Here is a 17,921-nt window from a genome sequence, read left to right as displayed (position 1 = left end):
GGAGAGAGAACGATGCCTGAACTACCGGAAGTTGAAACGGTCCGGCGGAATCTGGAACACACGGCCGTAGGAAAAACGGTGGAGACCGTGAAAGTATACTGGCCTAATATTATTAAACGCCCCGATGACCATGAAGCCTTTTCCATGATGCTTGGGGGAAAGACAATTGAGCGCGTGCACCGTAAAGGAAAATTTTTAGTAATTTATCTTGAAGATCTGGCAGTTGTTTCTCACTTGCGTATGGAAGGACGTTACGAATGGAGTGATGGCGGGGAGCCCGATAAACACACGCATGTGCGCTTTCATTTCACCGACGGCACGGAGCTTCGCTATCGTGACGTGCGTAAATTTGGCACGATGCACGTATTCAGCCGGGGAGAGGAATGGAACGAAAAACCATTGAATCAGCTCGGCGCGGAGCCTTATCGTGACGCTTCTTTTACCGCTGATTACCTGCACACCCGGTTTCAAAAAACGTCGCGCAGTATTAAAGCGGTGCTGCTCGACCAGTCAATCATTGCAGGGCTTGGCAATATTTATGTAGATGAAGCGCTGTTCCGGGCAGGTATTCTCCCAGACGCTCCAGCTGCAGGACTCGGAAAGCCTGTGGTGGAAATCCTCCGAAAGCAGATAACGGAAGTGATGGAAGAAGCGGTAAAACAGGGAGGAAGCACGGTGCGTTCCTATGTGAATGGAGACGGGCAGGCCGGCGCTTTTCAATTAAATCTGTTTGTATATGGAAGAAAAGGTGAGCCGTGCAAGGTATGCAGTCATGAAATCGAGCGGGCTGTAGTAGCGGGCCGGGGCACGCACTACTGTCCAGTCTGTCAGACGAAGGAGGGGACGGAATGGTTATCGGCCTTACAGGCGGAATAGCAAGCGGGAAGTCACTGGTGGCAGACGCTCTGCGGGAGCAGGGCCTTCCTGTGATTGACGCTGATGTGATTTCACGGGAAGTGGTGGAGCCGGGAGAGCCTGCCCTGGAGCAGATTATTGAGCACTTCGGCCCGGAAATTCTCCAGTTTGATGGAACGCTCGACAGAAAAAAATTAGGCTCTGTCATTTTTAATGATACTGAAAAACGCCAGGTGCTTAATCAAATTATTCATCCGGCTGTGAGGCAGCGCATGATGAGCAAACGGGATGACCTCGTACGTGAAGGAAATGAACATGTCGTGCTCGACATTCCGCTTCTGCTCGAAAACAATTTGAACTTTCTGGTCGACCGCATTATCGTCGTTTATGTCAATGAAGCAACACAAAAACAGCGGCTCGTGGAGCGTGACGGCCGGGGAGAAGAGGATGCGGCCGCGAGAATCAAATCGCAAATGCCCCTCGAAGAAAAAAGAGACCTGGCAGATGCAGTTATCGATAATTCGGGGACAGAGAAGGAAACAAAAACTCAGGTAAACGAGCTGCTCCATCAATGGAAAATAAAATAAAGACGTCTGGATAACCACTTTTCGTAAAAGAAAGTGGTTATTTTTTAAAAATAGGTTGCAAGAATACGCTATCAATGTGTTATACTATTTTTAGATTTTACTTATAAAAGCATAACATATTTCCAGAGGAGGATATTAAATGAAAACAAGCATAGCGATCAACGGTTTCGGACGAATTGGGCGTATGGTTTTTCGAAAGGCAATGATGGACCCTGAAATTGAAGTGAAAGCCATCAATGCCATGTATCCTCCTGAAACGCTGGCTCATTTAGTGAAATACGATAGTGTGCACGGTCCGTTTCCGCTTGACGTGAAATCCGAAGGGGACGAAATGATTGTGGACGGAAAGCGGATCCGGCTGCTTCAAAACCGAAATCCCCTCGAACTTCCCTGGGAAGAACTGGGGGTAGATATTGTGGTCGAAGCAACGGGAAAATTCAACCGTGGCCCGGACGCTGAAATGCATATAGAAGCCGGAGCGAAAAAAGTAGTGTTGACTGCTCCTGGCAAAGAAGTCGATAAGACCATCGTAATGGGAGTAAACGAAGAGGACTACGATCCGGAACGTCACCACGTAATCTCGAACGCCTCCTGCACGACGAACTGTTTGGCGCCGGTCGTCAAGGTGCTTGAGGATAACATCGGTATTGAAAGCGGTTTAATAACAACTGTGCATGCATACACCAATGACCAGAACAATATGGATAATCCCCACAAAGATTTGCGCCGGGCAAGAGCCTGCGGTCAGTCGATTATCCCGACCTCTACCGGGGCAGCTAAAGCTCTTTCAGAGGTGATTCCTTCCATGGAGGGAAAAATGAATGGTATGGCTCTCCGGGTGCCAACACCGAACGTATCGCTTGTGGACATGGTCATTGATATGAAGCGTCCGGTAACAGAGGAAGAGATCAATCAAACGCTAAAAACGGCTTCAGAACAAAAATTAAAAGGCATTATTTCCTACTGCGAGGATCCGCTCGTATCAACAGACTTTAATGGAAACGAAAATTCATCTATTATCGATGCTCTCTCCACCATGGTCATTAACGACCGCCAGGTTAAAGTGCTTGCATGGTACGATAATGAGTGGGGCTACTCCTGCCGGGTAGTGGACCTCGTAAAAATGGTGGGGGAACCAGCTGTCGGCTACTCCTCCGTCGCTTCGTTTTAAAAATCGTTAATGTGGGAAAGCGTCCCTTGAGCGGGGCGCTTTTTTGTTTATCCTCTAAGGGGATTATGTACAGAAGTTACGGAGTATATACAGGCATTTAAGCCCTGGATTAAAGCTTTAAAGATGCTGCATGTGAAAACTGGTTGCAAATTGCAAATAAACGTCGTATACTGAATTTCGTGCCTGTGCGTCCTTGAATTTAACGGCAGAAATGCACAGTTTTCAGGCGTATACAGGTATACTAGCGGTTACTGTAAGGGTTAGTGCCAAATTGGACTAACTTTCCCCCAGAGTAGCCTTTAAAATGTGACGGGCCGATAAAAATACAGCGACCTAATGATATAAAAAGAAACAAAGGGGGAAACGTACCATGGAAACAATGGGACGCCATGTCATTTCCGAGCTCTGGGGTTGTGACGAAGAAACTTTAAACAATGTAAATGCAATCGAACGTATCTTTGTAAACGCCGCTTTAAAAGCAGGCGCTGAGATAAGAGAAGTGATTTTTCATAAATTCGCTCCGCAGGGTGTAAGCGGAGTAGTCATCATTTCAGAATCGCATTTAACGATTCACAGCTTTCCGGAACACGGCTACGCAAGTATCGATGTTTATACGTGCGGAGATCATATTGATCCGAACACGGCCGCTAAATATATTGCCGGTTCGCTCGGTGCCGAAGCGGAAGAAACAATAGAAATCCCCCGCGGCACAGGGCCTATCCGTGTAGAGCGCCCGGAAGCAAATGCCTTATAATACGCATACGAACACCGTTTAAGCACAGGTAGCTGCTTGAACGGTTTTTTATTGCCTGCAGTACAGGGGATTCAAAGAAATACACAAATTGTCATCCTCCCGTCAGGAGCGAATGTGATATGATAGAACCAATAAAAATAGAGACCGCCCATCAAATTGGAGATGATAATAATGAAATGCCCTGTATGCTACTCCAATGGCACACGTGTATTGGATTCGAGGCCAAGCAATGAAGGCCGTTCCATCCGGCGCCGGCGTCAGTGTGATACGTGCCACCACCGCTTTACCACATTTGAAATTGTGGAAGAACTGCCGCTTGTCGTAGTGAAAAAAAATGGTAACCGGGAGGAATTCAGCCGGGAAAAAATGCTGAGAGGCTTAATCAGGGCCTGTGAAAAGCGGCCAATCCCAATGGAAACGCTCGAGGGCATCGTTTCGAGGGTTGAAAATAAACTGCGGGAAGAGGGACGAACAGAAGTGAAAAGTGAGGAAGCCGGGGAGCTTGTCATGGAAGAGCTCGCGGATATTGATGAAATCGCTTATGTCCGTTTTGCTTCTGTTTACCGGCAGTTTCGTGATATAAATGTATTCATCAATGAATTAAAAGAACTGATTGATAAAGAAAATAAAGAGGATTCATCAAAATCATAAAAAGGAGGGCGGCGCTTTGAGTCTGCATTGGATGGAAGTAAAGCCGGTGGACGGGTACTACGTTCGCACAAGTAAAGAATTCAGCGAGAGCACAGATAAGACGATGTCTATGCTCTACCAGCCGTTAGTCGGAAGCAAAGCGATCGCTCTCTACCAGACTCTGCAGAATAAACTGGAAAAAGACTGCTATGAAAGCTCCGAAGCAACCCATCATGAACTGATGGCTTTTTTGCAGATGCCTTTAAATGAAATTTACGCTGCCCGCCGCCTACTTGAGGGTATCGGGCTTCTCAGGGTTTATGAACTCGAAACACACTCCCAGGATAAGACATTTGTGTATGATATCCAGCCGCCCATGTCGCCGCGCGCTTTTTTTCAGGATGATGTGTTAAGCGTATTTTTATATAACCGCCTTGGGAAAAACAAATACATTCAGTTGCGCCAGCGTTTTGGCATTTCAGCTGTGCCTGAAGGAGCAGAAGAAATTACGGCTTCGTTCAATGAAGTATTTGCTTCCCTGCATGCGTCGGAAATGGCTTCCGAGCCGCCTCCGGCAGATGAAGGGACAGAGTTTGTCGGTGGCAGTGAGCCGTCGCGTCTGCAGCTTGAAGAGAATGGATTCGACATGGAACTGCTAAAAGCTTCGCTTCCTTCCTTTCTCGACAGCTCCCGGCTGCTAACACCTTCGCTGCAGCAGACTGTCCGCCGGCTTGCTTTTGTGTATCAGCTGTCTCCTATTGATATGGGAAAAGTGATTCAGGAGTCCTTATCAGCAGACGATGAAGTAAATATAGAAGATCTGCGTAAAAAGGCAAAAAATCATTACCGTATGGAGCACGGAGCAGCCCCGCCTGCGCTCGGAAACCGCACAGAGCGTCAGGATCCGGCGCCGGCAGAGAGCCGCCCGGTGTCTGAACAGGAGCAGATGAAGCAGTTTTATGAACAGACGTCCCCCGTCACGTTTCTTCGTTCGGTGGCCGAAGGAGCCACTGTGCCGGAGTCGGATATCCATCTCGTGGAGGAGCTTTTATTCAGCTACCGTTTATCCCCGGGAGTCGTGAACGTGTTGACAGATTACGTGATGAAGAAAAATAATATGAAATTAAGCAAAGCGCTTGTGTATAAAATTGCCGGCCAGTGGACAAGGAAAAAAGTACATACCGTAGAGGATGCCATGAAGCTAGCGAAAGAAGAACACAAGCAGGCGCAGGAACGCCAGGCGCCTAAAAACAATTATACGAATAGGCGGTCTCAGGGCTATGTCCGAAACGATAAGCTGCCTAAGTGGCTGGAAAAAGAAGAGCAAGCGGAAAACAAACCGGCAGAAGGTGAAAATTCCACGCAGGAGCAGCTGTCGAAGGAAAGAGAGCGCTTTGAAGAAATGCTGAAGGAACGACGGGAAAGAGCAAACCGTTAAAAGAAAGGAGGCGGCTGGATGGATTCGATCGGATCCTCGTTGAACAGATGGATGGATAAGGATTGGAAGGAACGGATGGCCAGACTTGAAAAAGAAGTATTTGCCTACCCGGGAGTTATCGATTTCAAGCGCCGTCATCCGCACATACCAGCGGAAGAGTACGAAAAAAACAAGGCAGCTTTATTTGAGTATAAAAGGGAGCGCAGTAACTGCGATGCCTGTCCGGGGCTTGAAAACTGCCCGAACCTGATGCAGGGCTATCAGCCGGAATTGATGGAAGACAAAGGAAAAGTAACGGTTGCCTATCACCGCTGTTCATTAAAGGTACACGATGATGAAAAGAAAAAAAGACAGGCACTTATTAAAAGCTATTACATTCCAAAAGAGATACTGCACGCTTCCTTTGACCAGGTGGATATGGACCATGAATCAAGAGCGAAGGCGGGCACCGCAGCACTCCATTTCGCATCGACTACCGTGCCTGGAGAAGACGGACAGGGACTTTACCTGTACGGGAAATTCGGAGTCGGTAAAACGTATATTGCCGGAGCTATTATGAATGAACTGGCAGAGCGGAACATCGGTTCGATGATTGTACACGTGCCGGACTTTTTCCGTGAGATCAAAGAATCGCTTTCGGATAATACGGTGAGGGAAAAGGTGGACAGTGTTAAAGGCGTGCCGGTGCTCATACTCGACGATCTTGGAGCCGAATCGATGAGTGCCTGGACAAGAGACGATATTTTAGGAGTTATTCTGCAGTACCGGATGATGGAAAAGCTTCCTACAGTTTATACGTCCAACTACGATTACAGTGAACTTGAAGAGCATTTGACGTATTCCCAGAAGGGCGGTAACGAGCGGCTGAAGGCTAAACGCATTATGGAGCGCATCCGCCCGTTTACAGAAGAAGTGTTCATGGATGGACAGAACCGCCGGGGATAATTGGAAATGCAGAGGGCATTCTAAGTGTATAATACAAATAAATATGCTACCATGATGATAGCGCCCAGCATGCAGAAAATGGGTTGGATTCGCGATATTTTCATGCGAGCGCCACAAAGGAATTTTCTGGAGGGTATACAAATGAGCATTGATGGAATACTGGAACGTGCATTAAACGGAGAACGACTGACAATGGATGACGCTGTGCGCTTGTATGAAAGCGATGAAATAGAAAAAATGGGGGCTGCCGCAGATGAAATTAAAAAACGCTGGCACCCGGAGCCTGTCGCTACCTTTAACATAGGACGGAATGTCAATTACACAAACGTCTGCGATACCTTCTGCCGCTTCTGTGCATTTTACCGCCGGCCGGGCTCGGAAGAGGGCTACCTTCTTTCGGATGACCAGATCCTGCAGAAGATTAAAGAGCTCCAGGATGTCGGAGGAGACGAAATTTTAATGCAGGGCGGGACCAACCCGAATCTCCCATTTGAATACTATACGAACCTGCTCAAAAAAATTAAAAGTCATTTCCCTGATGTGACGATGCACTCGTTTACACCGGCAGAGGTGTACAAAATGATGGAGGTGTCCGGCCTGTCCCTGAGAGAGGTATTAACGGCTCTTCACGAAGCAGGTCTGGATTCACTTCCGGGCGGCGGCGCCGAAATTCTCACAGAGAAAACGAGAAAACGGATCAGCCGCCTGAAATGCACGGCCGATCAATGGATCGACTGCATGAAAATGGCTAAAGAGGTCGGTATGCACGGCACGGCAACGATGGTTATCGGCTTTGGCGAATCCAACGAAGAGCGTGCAGAACATCTGTGGCGCATTCGTGAGGCGCAGGATGAGTCCAACTGCTTTTTGGCCTTCATATCCTGGACCTTCCAGCAGGACTATACAAGCATGAAAGGCGAGCGTATTACACCGGAAGGCTATCTCCGCAACGTTGCCATTTCACGCTTATTCCTGGATAATATCCCGAACTTCCAGTCCTCCTGGGTAACAGCAGGGCCAGAAACGGGAAAACGCTCCCTTTCCTACGGCTGTAACGACTTTGGCAGTACCATGATGGAAGAGAACGTTGTCTCTTCAGCCGGTACGACACACAAAGTGAACATCAACCGTATTCTTCGTTTAATACGGGAAGCAGGCTACACGCCGGCTCAGCGTAATACGAAATATCATACGCTCCGGGTGTTTGAGGGAGAAGAGAATAGCGAAAAAGACTTTGTAATGCAAAACTAAATACAGGTTGCATGAAAAGAAGCTTTTCGCTATGCTGAAATAGCGAAAAGGAAAATGCAAGGATGAGGCCACGAAAATAAAACAGGCGTCCCAGAGAAGAGAACCACGGCTGGAAGTTCTCTACAAACCGTTTTATTTTTACCCCCTCGGAGCTTCGGCAGGGAACAGCAGTATCTGCCGGCGGATCCCCGGCCGTTACCCGGATAGAGTCGTCCCTGTGCAGGGGATGGAAACTAGGGTGGAACCGCGGCTGAGCCCGCCCCTTTCGAGGGGGCGGGTTTTTTATGTGTTTTTCTGTTTATTACAGTAATAAAAGGAGGATAAATTACAGTGGCAGAACAGGCAATTACGCTCATATTCCCCGATGGGAATGAAAAATCATATGATATTGGCACGACGACAGAGGAAGTAGCCGGCGGGATCAGCTCAGGACTGAAAAAAAACGCACTGGCAGGAAAAATTAACGGAAAAATGGTGGATCTCCGTACTCCACTCCAGGAGGACGGGCAGATTGAAATCATCACGTATCAGTCCCCGGAAGGCCTTGAAGTGCTCCGGCACAGCACCGCACACGCGATGGCGCAGGCCGTGAAGCGCCTGTTTGGTGACGTGCAGCTTGGTGTCGGCCCGGTGATTGAGAACGGTTTTTATTATGACATTGATACGTCGCACCAGTTGACGCCGGAAGACCTTCCCAAAATCGAAAAAGAGATGAATAAAATTATCGATGAAAATCTTGAAATTATCCGCGAGGAAGTGTCCAGGGAAGAAGCAGTCCGCTTTTTTAAAGAGCTTGGCGACGAGCTGAAGCTGGAATTAATTGAGGATATTCCGGAAGGAGAACAGATCGCGCTTTACCGGCAGGGAGAATATGTCGATTTATGCCGCGGGGTCCATGTGCCGCAGACCTCCAAATTGAAAAAGTTTAAGCTGATGAACATTTCCGGGGCATACTGGCGCGGGGACAGCAGCAACAAAATGCTGCAGCGCATTTACGGCACAGCCTTTGAAAAGCAGTCCCAGCTTGATGATCATTTGAAGATGCTTGAAGAGGCTAAAGAGCGCGACCACCGTAAAATCGGCAGAGAGCTCGACATATTTACGACAAGCCAGACAGTCGGGCAGGGGCTTCCGCTCTGGCTGCCAAACGGGGCCACCATCCGGCGGATTATCGAACGCTATATTGTGGATAAAGAAGTGCGCCTCGGCTATGATCATGTGTATACGCCGGTGCTTGGTTCCTCCGAGCTCTATAAAACATCGGGCCACTGGGACCACTATCAGGACGATATGTTCCCGCCGATTGAGATGGATAATGAAACACTCGTGCTGCGGCCGATGAACTGTCCGCATCACATGATGGTTTACAAAAATAAAAAGCACAGCTACCGCGATCTGCCGGTACGCATTGCAGAGCTCGGAACGATGCACCGCTATGAAAAATCCGGAGCGCTTGCCGGCCTGCAGCGGGTGCGGGCGATGACGCTAAACGACGGTCACATTTTTGCCCGGCCGGATCAGCTGAAGGATGAGTTCATCCGTGCAGTGCGGCTTGTCCGTGAAGTCTACCACGATTTCGGCATCAAAGATTACACCTTCCGGCTTTCCTATCGGGATCCGGAGGATAAAGAAAAATACGTGGACGATGACCAGATGTGGGAAAATTCCGAGCGTATTCTGAAAGAAGCGATGGATGCGATTGACGCTGAATACGTGGAAGCAGAAGGCGAAGCAGCATTTTACGGCCCGAAACTCGATGTCCAGGTAAAAACAGCAATGGGCAAAGAAGAGACACTTTCCACCGTCCAGATCGACACTCACCTGCCTGAACGATTTGATCTCACGTATGTCGGAAGCGACGGTGGTGAACACCGCCCGGTAGTCGTCCACCGGGGCATTGTGTCCACGATGGAACGCTTTATCGCTTTTCTGCTTGAAGAGTACAAAGGCGCCCTGCCAACGTGGCTTTCTCCTGTACAGGTGAAAATCATACCGGTCTCGCCTGACGTTCATCTCGACTACGCGAAAGAAGTGGAAATGGCACTGCAGGCATCGGATGTGCGGGTGGAAGTGGATACCCGGGATGAAAAGCTCGGCTATAAAATCCGTGAAGCCCAAACGCAGAAAATTCCTTACATGCTTGTGCTTGGCGATAAAGAGCAGGAAGCGAACGCCGTAAATGTGCGCAGATACGGTCAGCAGGACTCGGAGTCACAGCCGCTGAATGATTTTGTGGAAAATGTAACAGCGGCTATCAATGAATATCGATAAAAAGGTTGACGTCCTAATAGGGCCGTGCTAAGATGTCCTAGTGTGAAAATAATTAATCCCTAAAGAAGAAGCGCCCGCTTCTCACCTGACCGACAAACGTTGGCTGGTTATTACTAATATATTGAATGTGTAGAGCATATATTCTGTATACGTGTGGGCGCTTCTCTGTTTTAGAGGGTGTCTGCACGTTTTTTCGTTGTGCCAATGGTATGTATTTGCGTGGAAGCCCCGCGCACTAAATTTCTGGAGGTGGCTTATTATTCGTAAGGACCAAAAGGTAAACGAGGGCATCCGTGCCCGTGAAGTTCGACTCATCGACTCTAACGGAGAGCAGCTTGGAGTGAAATCAAGAAACGAAGCTTTAGAGCTGGCCGGGAAAGAAAACCTTGACCTTGTTCTTGTCGCTCCAAACGCAAAACCGCCTGTCTGCCGTATTATGGATTACGGTAAATATCGTTTTGAACAGCAGAAAAAAGATAAAGAAGCCCGGAAAAAGCAAAAAACGATCAACGTGAAGGAAGTTCGTTTGAGCCCGAGCATTGAAGAACACGACTTTAATACAAAACTGCGTAACGCACGCAAGTTTTTGTCTAAAGGCGATAAAGTAAAAGCAGCTATCCGCTTCCGCGGTCGTATGATTACACACTCTGATATCGGCAAAGAGGTACTTGACCGGTTTGCAAAAGAGTGTGAAGACGTGAGTACGATTGAAACGAAGCCGAAAATGGATGGCCGCAGCATGTTCCTCATGCTCGCTCCAAAAGCGGAGCAGGAACGGGAGCAAAAAGAAGAATCCAGTAAAGAATAGACAGCGGTCAGCCCGTTATATTAAAAAAGGAGGATGTCACTTATGCCAAAAATGAAATCTCACCGCGGAGCAGCAAAACGTTTTCGCAAAACAGGAAGCGGCCGTGTAAAACGCGCACGCGCATTCACGAGCCATATGTTTTCGCATAAATCCCAAAAGCAAAAGCGTAACCTGCGTAAGCCGGAGCTTGTTTCCAAGTCCGACTACAAACGTATCAAGACACTGCTGCCGAAAACGAAAAAATAAGCACGATCAAATAATTGAGATAAGCTAAGGAGGGGTTGACGATGCCAAGAGTAAAAGGCGGATATGTGGCACGTCGCAGACGTAAACGAGTATTAAAACTCGCGAAAGGTTATAGAGGTTCTAAGCACAGCCTGTTTAAAACAGCACAGGAACAGGTAATGAAGTCCCTGCAGTATGCTTACCGGGACCGTCGCCAGCGCAAACGCGAATTCCGTAAGCTGTGGATTGCACGTATTAATGCAGCGGCCCGGCTAAACGGCTTGTCCTACAGCCGCATGATGCATGGCCTGAAGCAGGGCGGTATCCAAATGAACCGTAAAATGCTCGCAGACCTAGCGGTAAATGACGAAAAAGCATTCGCAGAGCTTGCGGAAAAAGCGAAATCAAACTTAAATTAAACAAAAAAGCGGAGCGCCCAGTAACTCAGGCGTTCCGCTTTTTATTGTTTCTCGGGCTGCTTTGCTTCAAGCTGCTGCATGAACTCCTTCACCGGGCTGTTCCATTCGATGGCAGCTTCCGGATAGAGGGAGAGAATTTCCCGCTCGAGAAAGGTGAAATCCTCGCGCTGGAAGCCGCGCAAATGCTCGCTTTCAATCACCCACAGCGAAATCGTAACTACTTCAAATGCTTTTTCGGTTGTACCTACGTATTTTTCGCCTTCAAACATGACGCCTTTATGGGTGGCCAGTAAATTTTTCCGCACGTTTTGCTGGTCATCAAGCAGATAGAATTGTTTTTTATGGTGAGCCGCTTCCAGCTTTCTCCTTGAATTATTCCAGTACCTCCAAAACGAGTATATGATAATAATAAGAGCGATCAACAGCAGCACTCGTAAAAGAATACCCAATCTTTACACCCTCCTCTGCATCTATCGGATTAAGCGTACATAAGCCTTCTCATTTCTAATATATACGCACAGTCTGCTAAAAAGTTTCACAGCCACCGGGGTATGATAGATTATGTTTGAGCCCTGCGGCAAAGTTCTTTATACTGAATATGGAAGAACCCGCACCACACCGCTTGTATGGATGATAATATTAATTCGCAGCATTAATAATATTTTCCCTTTGCATGTGTGTGTAAAACAACCGTACATAAAGGAGGCAGCACGAAATGGCAGAATTAGATCCGACACTGCAGATGCTAAAGGACCTCACGGACGCAAACGGCGTCCCGGGGAACGAACAGGAACCGAGAAAGGTGATGACCCAGTATATTTCTCCTTACGCCGATGAAATGAGCACCGACCGGCTGGGAAGCCTGATTGCTAAAAAAACCGGCCAGGCTGGCGGTCCGAAATTAATGATTACCGGACATCTGGACGAAATTGGTTTTATGATATCGGGAATCGATGAAAATGGCTTTTTGAAATTCCAGACCCTCGGTGGATGGTGGAGCCAGGTGATGCTCGCCCAGCGGGTGAAGGTAATGACGAGAAAAGGAAATATTACCGGTGTGATCGGCTCAAAGCCGCCGCATATTCTGTCGGCGGAGCAGCGCAAGAAAGCAATGGAAATTAAAGATATGTTTATCGATATCGGCGCTTCAAGTAAGGAAGAGGCAGAATCATTCGGCGTGCGTCCGGGGGATTCGGTCGTGCCGGTATGTGATTTTGAAGTGATGAATAATGAAAAACTGCTGATGGCGAAAGCCTGGGACAACCGTATTGGCTGTGCTATCGCGATTGAGGTGCTGAAGCGTCTCGAAAATGAATCCCACCCGAATGAAATTTACGGCGTCGGTGCTGTACAGGAGGAAGTCGGCCTGCGCGGAGCGAAAACAGCAACCAACCTTATTCAGCCGGATATCGGCTTTGCTGTCGATGTAGGGATTGCCGGGGACACGCCGGGTGTGACAAGTAGCGATGCCAGAGCGAAAATCGGCAAAGGCCCGCAGCTTCTTATGATGGACGCCTCCGTCATCGCACACAAAGGGCTGCGTGATTTCGTTGTCGGTGTAGCTGAAGAGAAAGAAATTCCTTTTCAGTTCGACATGATGGCAAATGGCGGCACAGATGCAGGGTCTATTCACCTTTCCGGTGAAGGAGTACCGGCTATGGCCATTACGATTCCGACCCGCTATATCCATACACATGCGGCTATTCTGCACAGGGATGACTTTGAGCATGCCGTGCAGTTAATCGTAGAAATTGCTAAGCGTTTGGACCGCGACACAGTAGAGTCGTTAACGTACGAAGCATAAAAAACCAGCCTTTCTGTCCGTGAGGGACGGGAGGGCTGTTTATTTTCTTTCTGCGGCGGGTCAAAGTGTGCTACGATGAGAGAAAATACTGGGGGAGACAGCGAAGTGAAGCGGATAGAATCGGCAAAAAACCCGAAAGTAAAAGAGATAAAAAAACTTCATAAACGTAAGGAACGTGAAAGGTCAGGGCTTTTTTTAATTGAAGGAGACCATGCGCTGACAGAAGCCGTCCGGTCGGAGGCCTGGATTGAAGAAATTTTCATTGAAGAGCATAAAGAGTGGCCGCAGGTTTTTAATGAAATACCAACACCGGCAACAGAGGTAACAGAAAGCGTGATGAAAGAAATCAGCTCGACGGAAACGCCGAAAAATATTGTAGCTGTATGCAGAATTCCTGAATTTTCTAATGTGAGAAGCGGCGGATATTCGTTTTTCGTGCTGGTGGACAGCATTCAGGACCCTGGTAACCTGGGTACGATTATCCGGACGGTTGACGCGCTTGGAAAAGGCGTGGTCGTTCTCGGCACAGGCACCGTGGATGCGTACAACGAAAAGGTGGTCCGGGCGACGCAGGGATCATTGTTTCATGTTCCGGTACTGCAGGAGGACCTGGGTGAGTGGCTGGAATGGCTGCAGGAAACGGACATTCCGTGCTTCGGTACTTCGCTTGATGAAGGAACGTCGTATTCGGCACTTGAGCCGCAGCCCTACTTCGCGTTAATCATTGGCAACGAAGGAGCCGGCGTACAAAAGAAATGGCTCGAGCGGACCGACCAGAACCTGTACATTCCGATTCCGGGCCAGGCAGAATCGTTAAATGCGGCAGTTTCTGCAGGCATCCTGCTGTATCATTTGAAGCAGACAGATTGGTGATGGTTGCAATCGGGCCAGGCTTTTTCTATAATAATTCATATCGAAACATATAAACACAAATGCGCAGATGAAGAGTAGTAGCATTGCTTCCTGCTGAACAGGGAAAAGGTATCGCTGACTGAAAATACCTTGCAGCAAGGATTTGTGAATTCACTTCGGAGCAGCCGCTGGAGTATTCCCCGTGGAAGAAAAGCGTGCCGGAACCTGTCGTTACAGGAAAGTGAGCTGTGCACTGCAGCTAACAAGGGTGGTACCGCGAGCCTTCGTCCCTTTCAGGGAGAGGGCTCTTTTTATTTGGCAAAAAATGGAGGGAATCAGGATATGATAGAACGCTTGGAGGAGCTGCAGCAGGAAGCACTGCAGCAGATTGAAGAAGCTGGCGATACAAAGGAATTAGAGCAGGTGAGGGTGAGATACTTAGGGAAGAAAGGCCCGATTACGGAAGTGCTCCGGGGGATGGGACAGCTGTCCAAGGAGGAGCGTCCTGTTGTCGGTCAAAAGGGAAACGAAGTACGGGAAGCGATTCAGGAGCGTCTGGAGAAAAAAACAAAAATGCTTGCCGGCGAAGCGTTAAAGGAAAAGCTTGAAAAAGAAACGCTTGATGTGACGCTTCCGGGCCGTAAGGTCCAGCGCGGGGCGAAGCATCCGCTGACGAGCGTGGTGGAAGAGATTGAAGATATCTTTATCGGCATGGGGTTCGAAGTGACTGAAGGCCCGGAGGTCGAAACCGATTATTACAACTTTGAAGCGATGAATCTGCCAAAAGATCATCCGGCCCGGGACATGCAGGATTCTTTTTATGTCAGCAGTGACCTGCTGCTGCGAACGCAGACGTCGCCTGTACAGGCCCGCTCGATGGAACGTCACCAAGGCGAAGGGCCGGTGAAAATCATCTGCCCGGGCAAGGTCTACCGCCGGGATGATGATGATGCCACCCACTCCCACCAGTTCATGCAGATTGAAGGACTGATGGTTGACGAGAATATCCGGATGAGTGACTTAAAAGGAGTGCTCGAAACATTTGTGAAGAAATACTTCGGCGAGGAAAGAGAAATCCGCCTCCGGCCGAGCTACTTCCCGTTTACCGAGCCGTCTGCAGAGCTCGATGTTTCATGTGGCATCTGCGCCGGGGAAGGCTGCCGCATCTGCAAGCATACCGGATGGATTGAAGTGCTCGGGTGCGGAATGGTGCATCCGCGTGTACTGGAAATGAGCGGCTTTGACCCGGAGGTCTACAGCGGCTTCGCCTTTGGCATGGGAGTGGAACGCTTCTCCCTTCTGAAGTATGGTATCGATGATATCCGGCACTTTTACACGAACGATATGCGCTTTTTAAAACAATTCACTCGAGTATAGAAGGAGAATGCAGACATGTTGATCTCATATAAGTGGCTGAAAGATTATGTGGATATTGAGGATATTACTCCTGAAGAAATTGCCGATCGCCTGACTACGGGAGGCGTAGAGGTGGACGCTCTGTACCGGCGTGCCGAACCGATTGAGGGATGCGTGATCGGGTATGTTACCGAAGCCGAAAAGCATCCGGATGCGGATAACTTAAACATCTGTCAGGTGGATCAGGGAGCAGAGACTGTGCAGATTATTTGCGGTGCTGATAACGTGGCAGCCGGACAGAAGGTTGTAGTGGCAAAGCCGGGCACGGTGCTGCCCGGGGGCATGGAAATTAAAGCAGCAGAAATCCGAGGCCAGCAGTCCAACGGCATGATTTGTTCTCTCCAGGAGCTCGGTGTGGAAGCCAAGCTGGTGCCTAAGCACGTGGCTGAAGGCATTTTCGTTTTTGATGAAAATCCGGAGACGGGATCCGATGCGGTAAAAGCTCTTGGCTGGGACGATACGGTGATGGATCTGGACATTACTCCAAACCGTGCCGACTGCCTGAACATCCTCGGGGTCGCCTACGAAGTGGCGGCCCAGCTTGACCGGACCGTCCGGCTTCCTGTGACTTCAATAAAAGAAAGTGAAAAGCCTGCATCAGCAGCGGTCAATGTGAAAATCGAAAACGGTGAAGACACTCCCTATTACGGAGCGAGAGTCGCGGAAAACATTCAGGTGAAGCCTTCTCCGTATTGGATGCAGAACCGCCTGATGGCTGCCGGCATCCGGCCTATCAGCAACATCGTGGACATTACCAACTATGTGCTGCTTGAATACGGGCAGCCGCTGCACGCGTTTGATTTTGACGCTTTCGGCTCCGACGAAGTGCTCGTGCGAAGAGCGTTCGAAGACGAAGAAATCCAGACGCTCGACGGTAATAAGCATCATCTTTCGACGGAGCATTTAGTCGTAACCAACGGCACAAAGCCGACCGCTCTCGCAGGAGTGATGGGCGGGGAGCACTCTGAGGTCAGCGATCAGACAACAAATATTCTGCTTGAAGCGGCCCTGTTTCATCCGTCCCTGATCCGCCAGGCCTCCAAAGATACGCGGATACGAAGCGATGCAAGTGTCCGTTACGAGCGGGGGCTCGACACAGAGAGAGTGGAGCAGGCCGCAGACCGGGCGGCGTACTTATTCGCTGAATATGCGGGGGCCTCTGTACTTCAGGGCATCGAGCAGGAGGACCACCGGGAGCCGGGCGGCCGCTGGGTACGGGTGAGTGACCGCCGTATCAATCAGCTGCTTGGAATGGAGCTCAGCGGTTCAGAAATGGTCCGTATTCTCGAACGTCTCGGTTTTCAGACCGCCGATAAGGAAACGAGCAGTATTGAAGTATATATTCCAAGCCGCCGCCCGGATATCCGCATTGAAGAGGATGTGGCTGAAGAAATCGCACGGATGCACGGCTATCAGGATATTCCGAGCACGCTGCCTAAAGGCGCTACGACGGCCGGAAGCCTGACCGCCGAACAAAAAAGAAAGCGGACTGTGCGCCGATTTTTGGAAAGTGCCGGACTGAGTGAAGCTGTCACCTATTCCCTGACGACTGCAAGCTCAGCTCCCCGTTTCACGCTGTACCCGGAAAAGTACACAATGGAAGTATCCATGCCGATGAGCGAGGACCGCAGAGTGCTGCGGCAGAGCCTGATTCCTCAGCTTCTTGAAGGAGTCAGCTATAACCGCAACCGCCAGACGAAAGACATTGCCCTGTTTGAAATGGGCTCGGTGTTTCTTTCTGAAGAAGAAAATGCTGCCGTACAGCCGGAAGAACGTATTATGCTTGCTGCAGTAGTAAGCGGCAGATGGGAAAGCCACCTGTGGCAGGGAGAAACAAAAAATGCAGACTTTTACGTGATGAAAGGAATCGCTGAGGGCATTCTTGAAGAATTGCACGTAGAAAGCCGTGCTTCATTCACTCTGGCAGAGCGCAGCGATATGCATCCCGGGCGTACTGCAGATATACAGCTGGACGGGGCGCCGGTGGGATATGTCGGCCAAATCCATCCAACAACGGCTGGGGATTGGGATATAGCCGAAACGTATGCCCTCCAGGTTGATTTAACCTCCCTGCTTCAGGCGGTGGAAACGCCGGTTCGTTATCAAACGCTGCCGCGCTTCCCTTCCACTACACGTGACATTGCGATCGTTGTGGATGAGAGCGTCCCTGCAGCTGAAGTAAAAGAAATCATTGAGTCCGCAGGCGGAAGCACGCTGTACAGTACGTCCCTGTTTGATGTTTATCAGGGCGAAAACCTGTCACCGGGCAAAAAATCCCTGGCATTCACCCTCGTGTATCTGGATCCGGAAAGAACGCTTACTGATGAAGAGGTCAGCTCCGCGCACGACCATGTGCTTCGCATGCTTGAAGAAAAAACCGGGGCAGAGCTCAGGCAGTAAACAGCTGCCGGGCATCTCCTGGTTTAAAAAAGGGTCTGTACAGGGAAAGATATTCAGAGCCTTTTTATTCTGTTACTATTAAGGAAAAGGCACAT

17 protein-coding genes and 1 other annotated feature are annotated in these 17,921 nt (G+C 49.3%); of the genes, 16 read left to right on the top strand and 1 reads right to left on the bottom strand.

The window, feature by feature from the left end:
• The first annotated feature begins 12 nt into the window (after nucleotides 1-12).
• From mutM to rplT, 12 genes are all read left to right on the top strand, one after another.
• A complete protein-coding gene (gene mutM / locus ACTTK7_RS02850) occupies nucleotides 13-876 on the top strand; it encodes a DNA-formamidopyrimidine glycosylase (RefSeq protein ID WP_462865604.1) in 864 nt (287 codons plus the stop codon).
• Nucleotides 849-1,442 (top strand): dephospho-CoA kinase, encoded by a 594-nt coding sequence (coaE, locus tag ACTTK7_RS02845; RefSeq protein ID WP_322526535.1) that lies wholly within the window; start codon nucleotides 849-851, stop codon nucleotides 1,440-1,442. Before mutM ends, coaE begins: the two co-directional genes overlap by 28 nt.
• A 139-nt stretch (nucleotides 1,443-1,581) precedes the next feature.
• Nucleotides 1,582-2,613, top strand: coding sequence for a glyceraldehyde-3-phosphate dehydrogenase (locus ACTTK7_RS02840; RefSeq protein ID WP_462865602.1), 1,032 nt, complete (start codon nucleotides 1,582-1,584; stop codon nucleotides 2,611-2,613).
• A 370-nt stretch (nucleotides 2,614-2,983) separates the two neighbouring features.
• Complete coding sequence (gene speD, locus ACTTK7_RS02835) at nucleotides 2,984-3,367, top strand: adenosylmethionine decarboxylase (protein WP_022793113.1); 384 nt, start codon at nucleotides 2,984-2,986, stop codon at nucleotides 3,365-3,367.
• A 171-nt stretch (nucleotides 3,368-3,538) separates the two neighbouring features.
• On the top strand, nucleotides 3,539-4,018 hold the full coding sequence (gene nrdR / locus ACTTK7_RS02830) for a transcriptional regulator NrdR (protein ID WP_022793114.1): 480 nt from the start codon (nucleotides 3,539-3,541) through the stop codon (nucleotides 4,016-4,018).
• 16 nt (nucleotides 4,019-4,034) lie between these two features.
• Nucleotides 4,035-5,435 (top strand): replication initiation and membrane attachment family protein, encoded by a 1,401-nt coding sequence (locus ACTTK7_RS02825; RefSeq protein WP_462865600.1) that lies wholly within the window; start codon nucleotides 4,035-4,037, stop codon nucleotides 5,433-5,435.
• 18 nt (nucleotides 5,436-5,453) lie between these two features.
• The gene (gene dnaI, locus ACTTK7_RS02820; RefSeq protein ID WP_322526532.1) at nucleotides 5,454-6,380 is read left to right on the top strand and encodes a primosomal protein DnaI; all 927 of its coding nucleotides are present in this window, start codon (nucleotides 5,454-5,456) and stop codon (nucleotides 6,378-6,380) included.
• Nucleotides 6,381-6,521: 141 nt separating this feature from the next.
• Nucleotides 6,522-7,631 (top strand): cyclic dehypoxanthinyl futalosine synthase, encoded by a 1,110-nt coding sequence (gene mqnC, locus ACTTK7_RS02815; RefSeq protein WP_322526531.1) that lies wholly within the window; start codon nucleotides 6,522-6,524, stop codon nucleotides 7,629-7,631.
• 330 nt (nucleotides 7,632-7,961) lie between these two features.
• Nucleotides 7,962-9,902 carry a threonine--tRNA ligase gene (thrS, locus tag ACTTK7_RS02810; RefSeq protein WP_462865598.1) on the top strand — a complete coding sequence of 647 codons (1,941 nt, stop codon included), beginning with the start codon at nucleotides 7,962-7,964 and terminating at the stop codon, nucleotides 9,900-9,902.
• A gap of 196 nt (nucleotides 9,903-10,098) precedes the next feature.
• The gene (gene infC, locus ACTTK7_RS02805; RefSeq protein WP_322526529.1) at nucleotides 10,099-10,710 is read left to right on the top strand and encodes a translation initiation factor IF-3; all 612 of its coding nucleotides are present in this window, start codon (nucleotides 10,099-10,101) and stop codon (nucleotides 10,708-10,710) included.
• Nucleotides 10,711-10,752: 42 nt separating this feature from the next.
• On the top strand, nucleotides 10,753-10,956 hold the full coding sequence (gene rpmI, locus ACTTK7_RS02800; protein ID WP_022793119.1) for a 50S ribosomal protein L35: 204 nt from the start codon (nucleotides 10,753-10,755) through the stop codon (nucleotides 10,954-10,956).
• Nucleotides 10,957-10,997: 41 nt separating this feature from the next.
• Nucleotides 10,998-11,354 carry a 50S ribosomal protein L20 gene (rplT, locus tag ACTTK7_RS02795; protein ID WP_462865596.1) on the top strand — a complete coding sequence of 119 codons (357 nt, stop codon included), beginning with the start codon at nucleotides 10,998-11,000 and terminating at the stop codon, nucleotides 11,352-11,354.
• A 41-nt stretch (nucleotides 11,355-11,395) separates the two neighbouring features.
• On the opposite strand, the gene ACTTK7_RS02790 is transcribed toward rplT, so the two are convergent.
• Nucleotides 11,396-11,803 (bottom strand): hypothetical protein, encoded by a 408-nt coding sequence (locus tag ACTTK7_RS02790; protein ID WP_022793121.1) that lies wholly within the window; start codon nucleotides 11,801-11,803, stop codon nucleotides 11,396-11,398.
• Nucleotides 11,804-12,069: 266 nt separating this feature from the next.
• Between ACTTK7_RS02790 and ACTTK7_RS02785 the strand changes: the two genes are divergently transcribed.
• The 4 genes from ACTTK7_RS02785 (at nucleotide 12,070) to pheT (ending at nucleotide 17,826) form a co-directional block, all read left to right on the top strand.
• A complete protein-coding gene (locus ACTTK7_RS02785) occupies nucleotides 12,070-13,158 on the top strand; it encodes a M42 family metallopeptidase (protein ID WP_462865594.1) in 1,089 nt (362 codons plus the stop codon).
• Between the two features lie 105 nt (nucleotides 13,159-13,263).
• A complete protein-coding gene (locus ACTTK7_RS02780; RefSeq protein ID WP_462865592.1) occupies nucleotides 13,264-14,031 on the top strand; it encodes a TrmH family RNA methyltransferase in 768 nt (255 codons plus the stop codon).
• A gap of 55 nt (nucleotides 14,032-14,086) precedes the next feature.
• Nucleotides 14,087-14,305 (top strand) — a binding site (T-box leader).
• 47 nt (nucleotides 14,306-14,352) lie between these two features.
• A complete protein-coding gene (gene pheS / locus ACTTK7_RS02775) occupies nucleotides 14,353-15,387 on the top strand; it encodes a phenylalanine--tRNA ligase subunit alpha (protein WP_462865590.1) in 1,035 nt (344 codons plus the stop codon).
• A 15-nt stretch (nucleotides 15,388-15,402) separates the two neighbouring features.
• Entirely contained in the window at nucleotides 15,403-17,826 is a 2,424-nt protein-coding gene (pheT, locus tag ACTTK7_RS02770) for a phenylalanine--tRNA ligase subunit beta (protein WP_462865589.1), read from the top strand.
• Nucleotides 17,827-17,921 lie beyond the last annotated feature (95 nt).

The sequence above is a fragment of the Marinococcus tarijensis genome (assembly GCF_054971385.1).
Note: the sequence above shows the minus strand (reverse complement) of the source record. Positions and strands in the feature narration are given on the sequence as shown.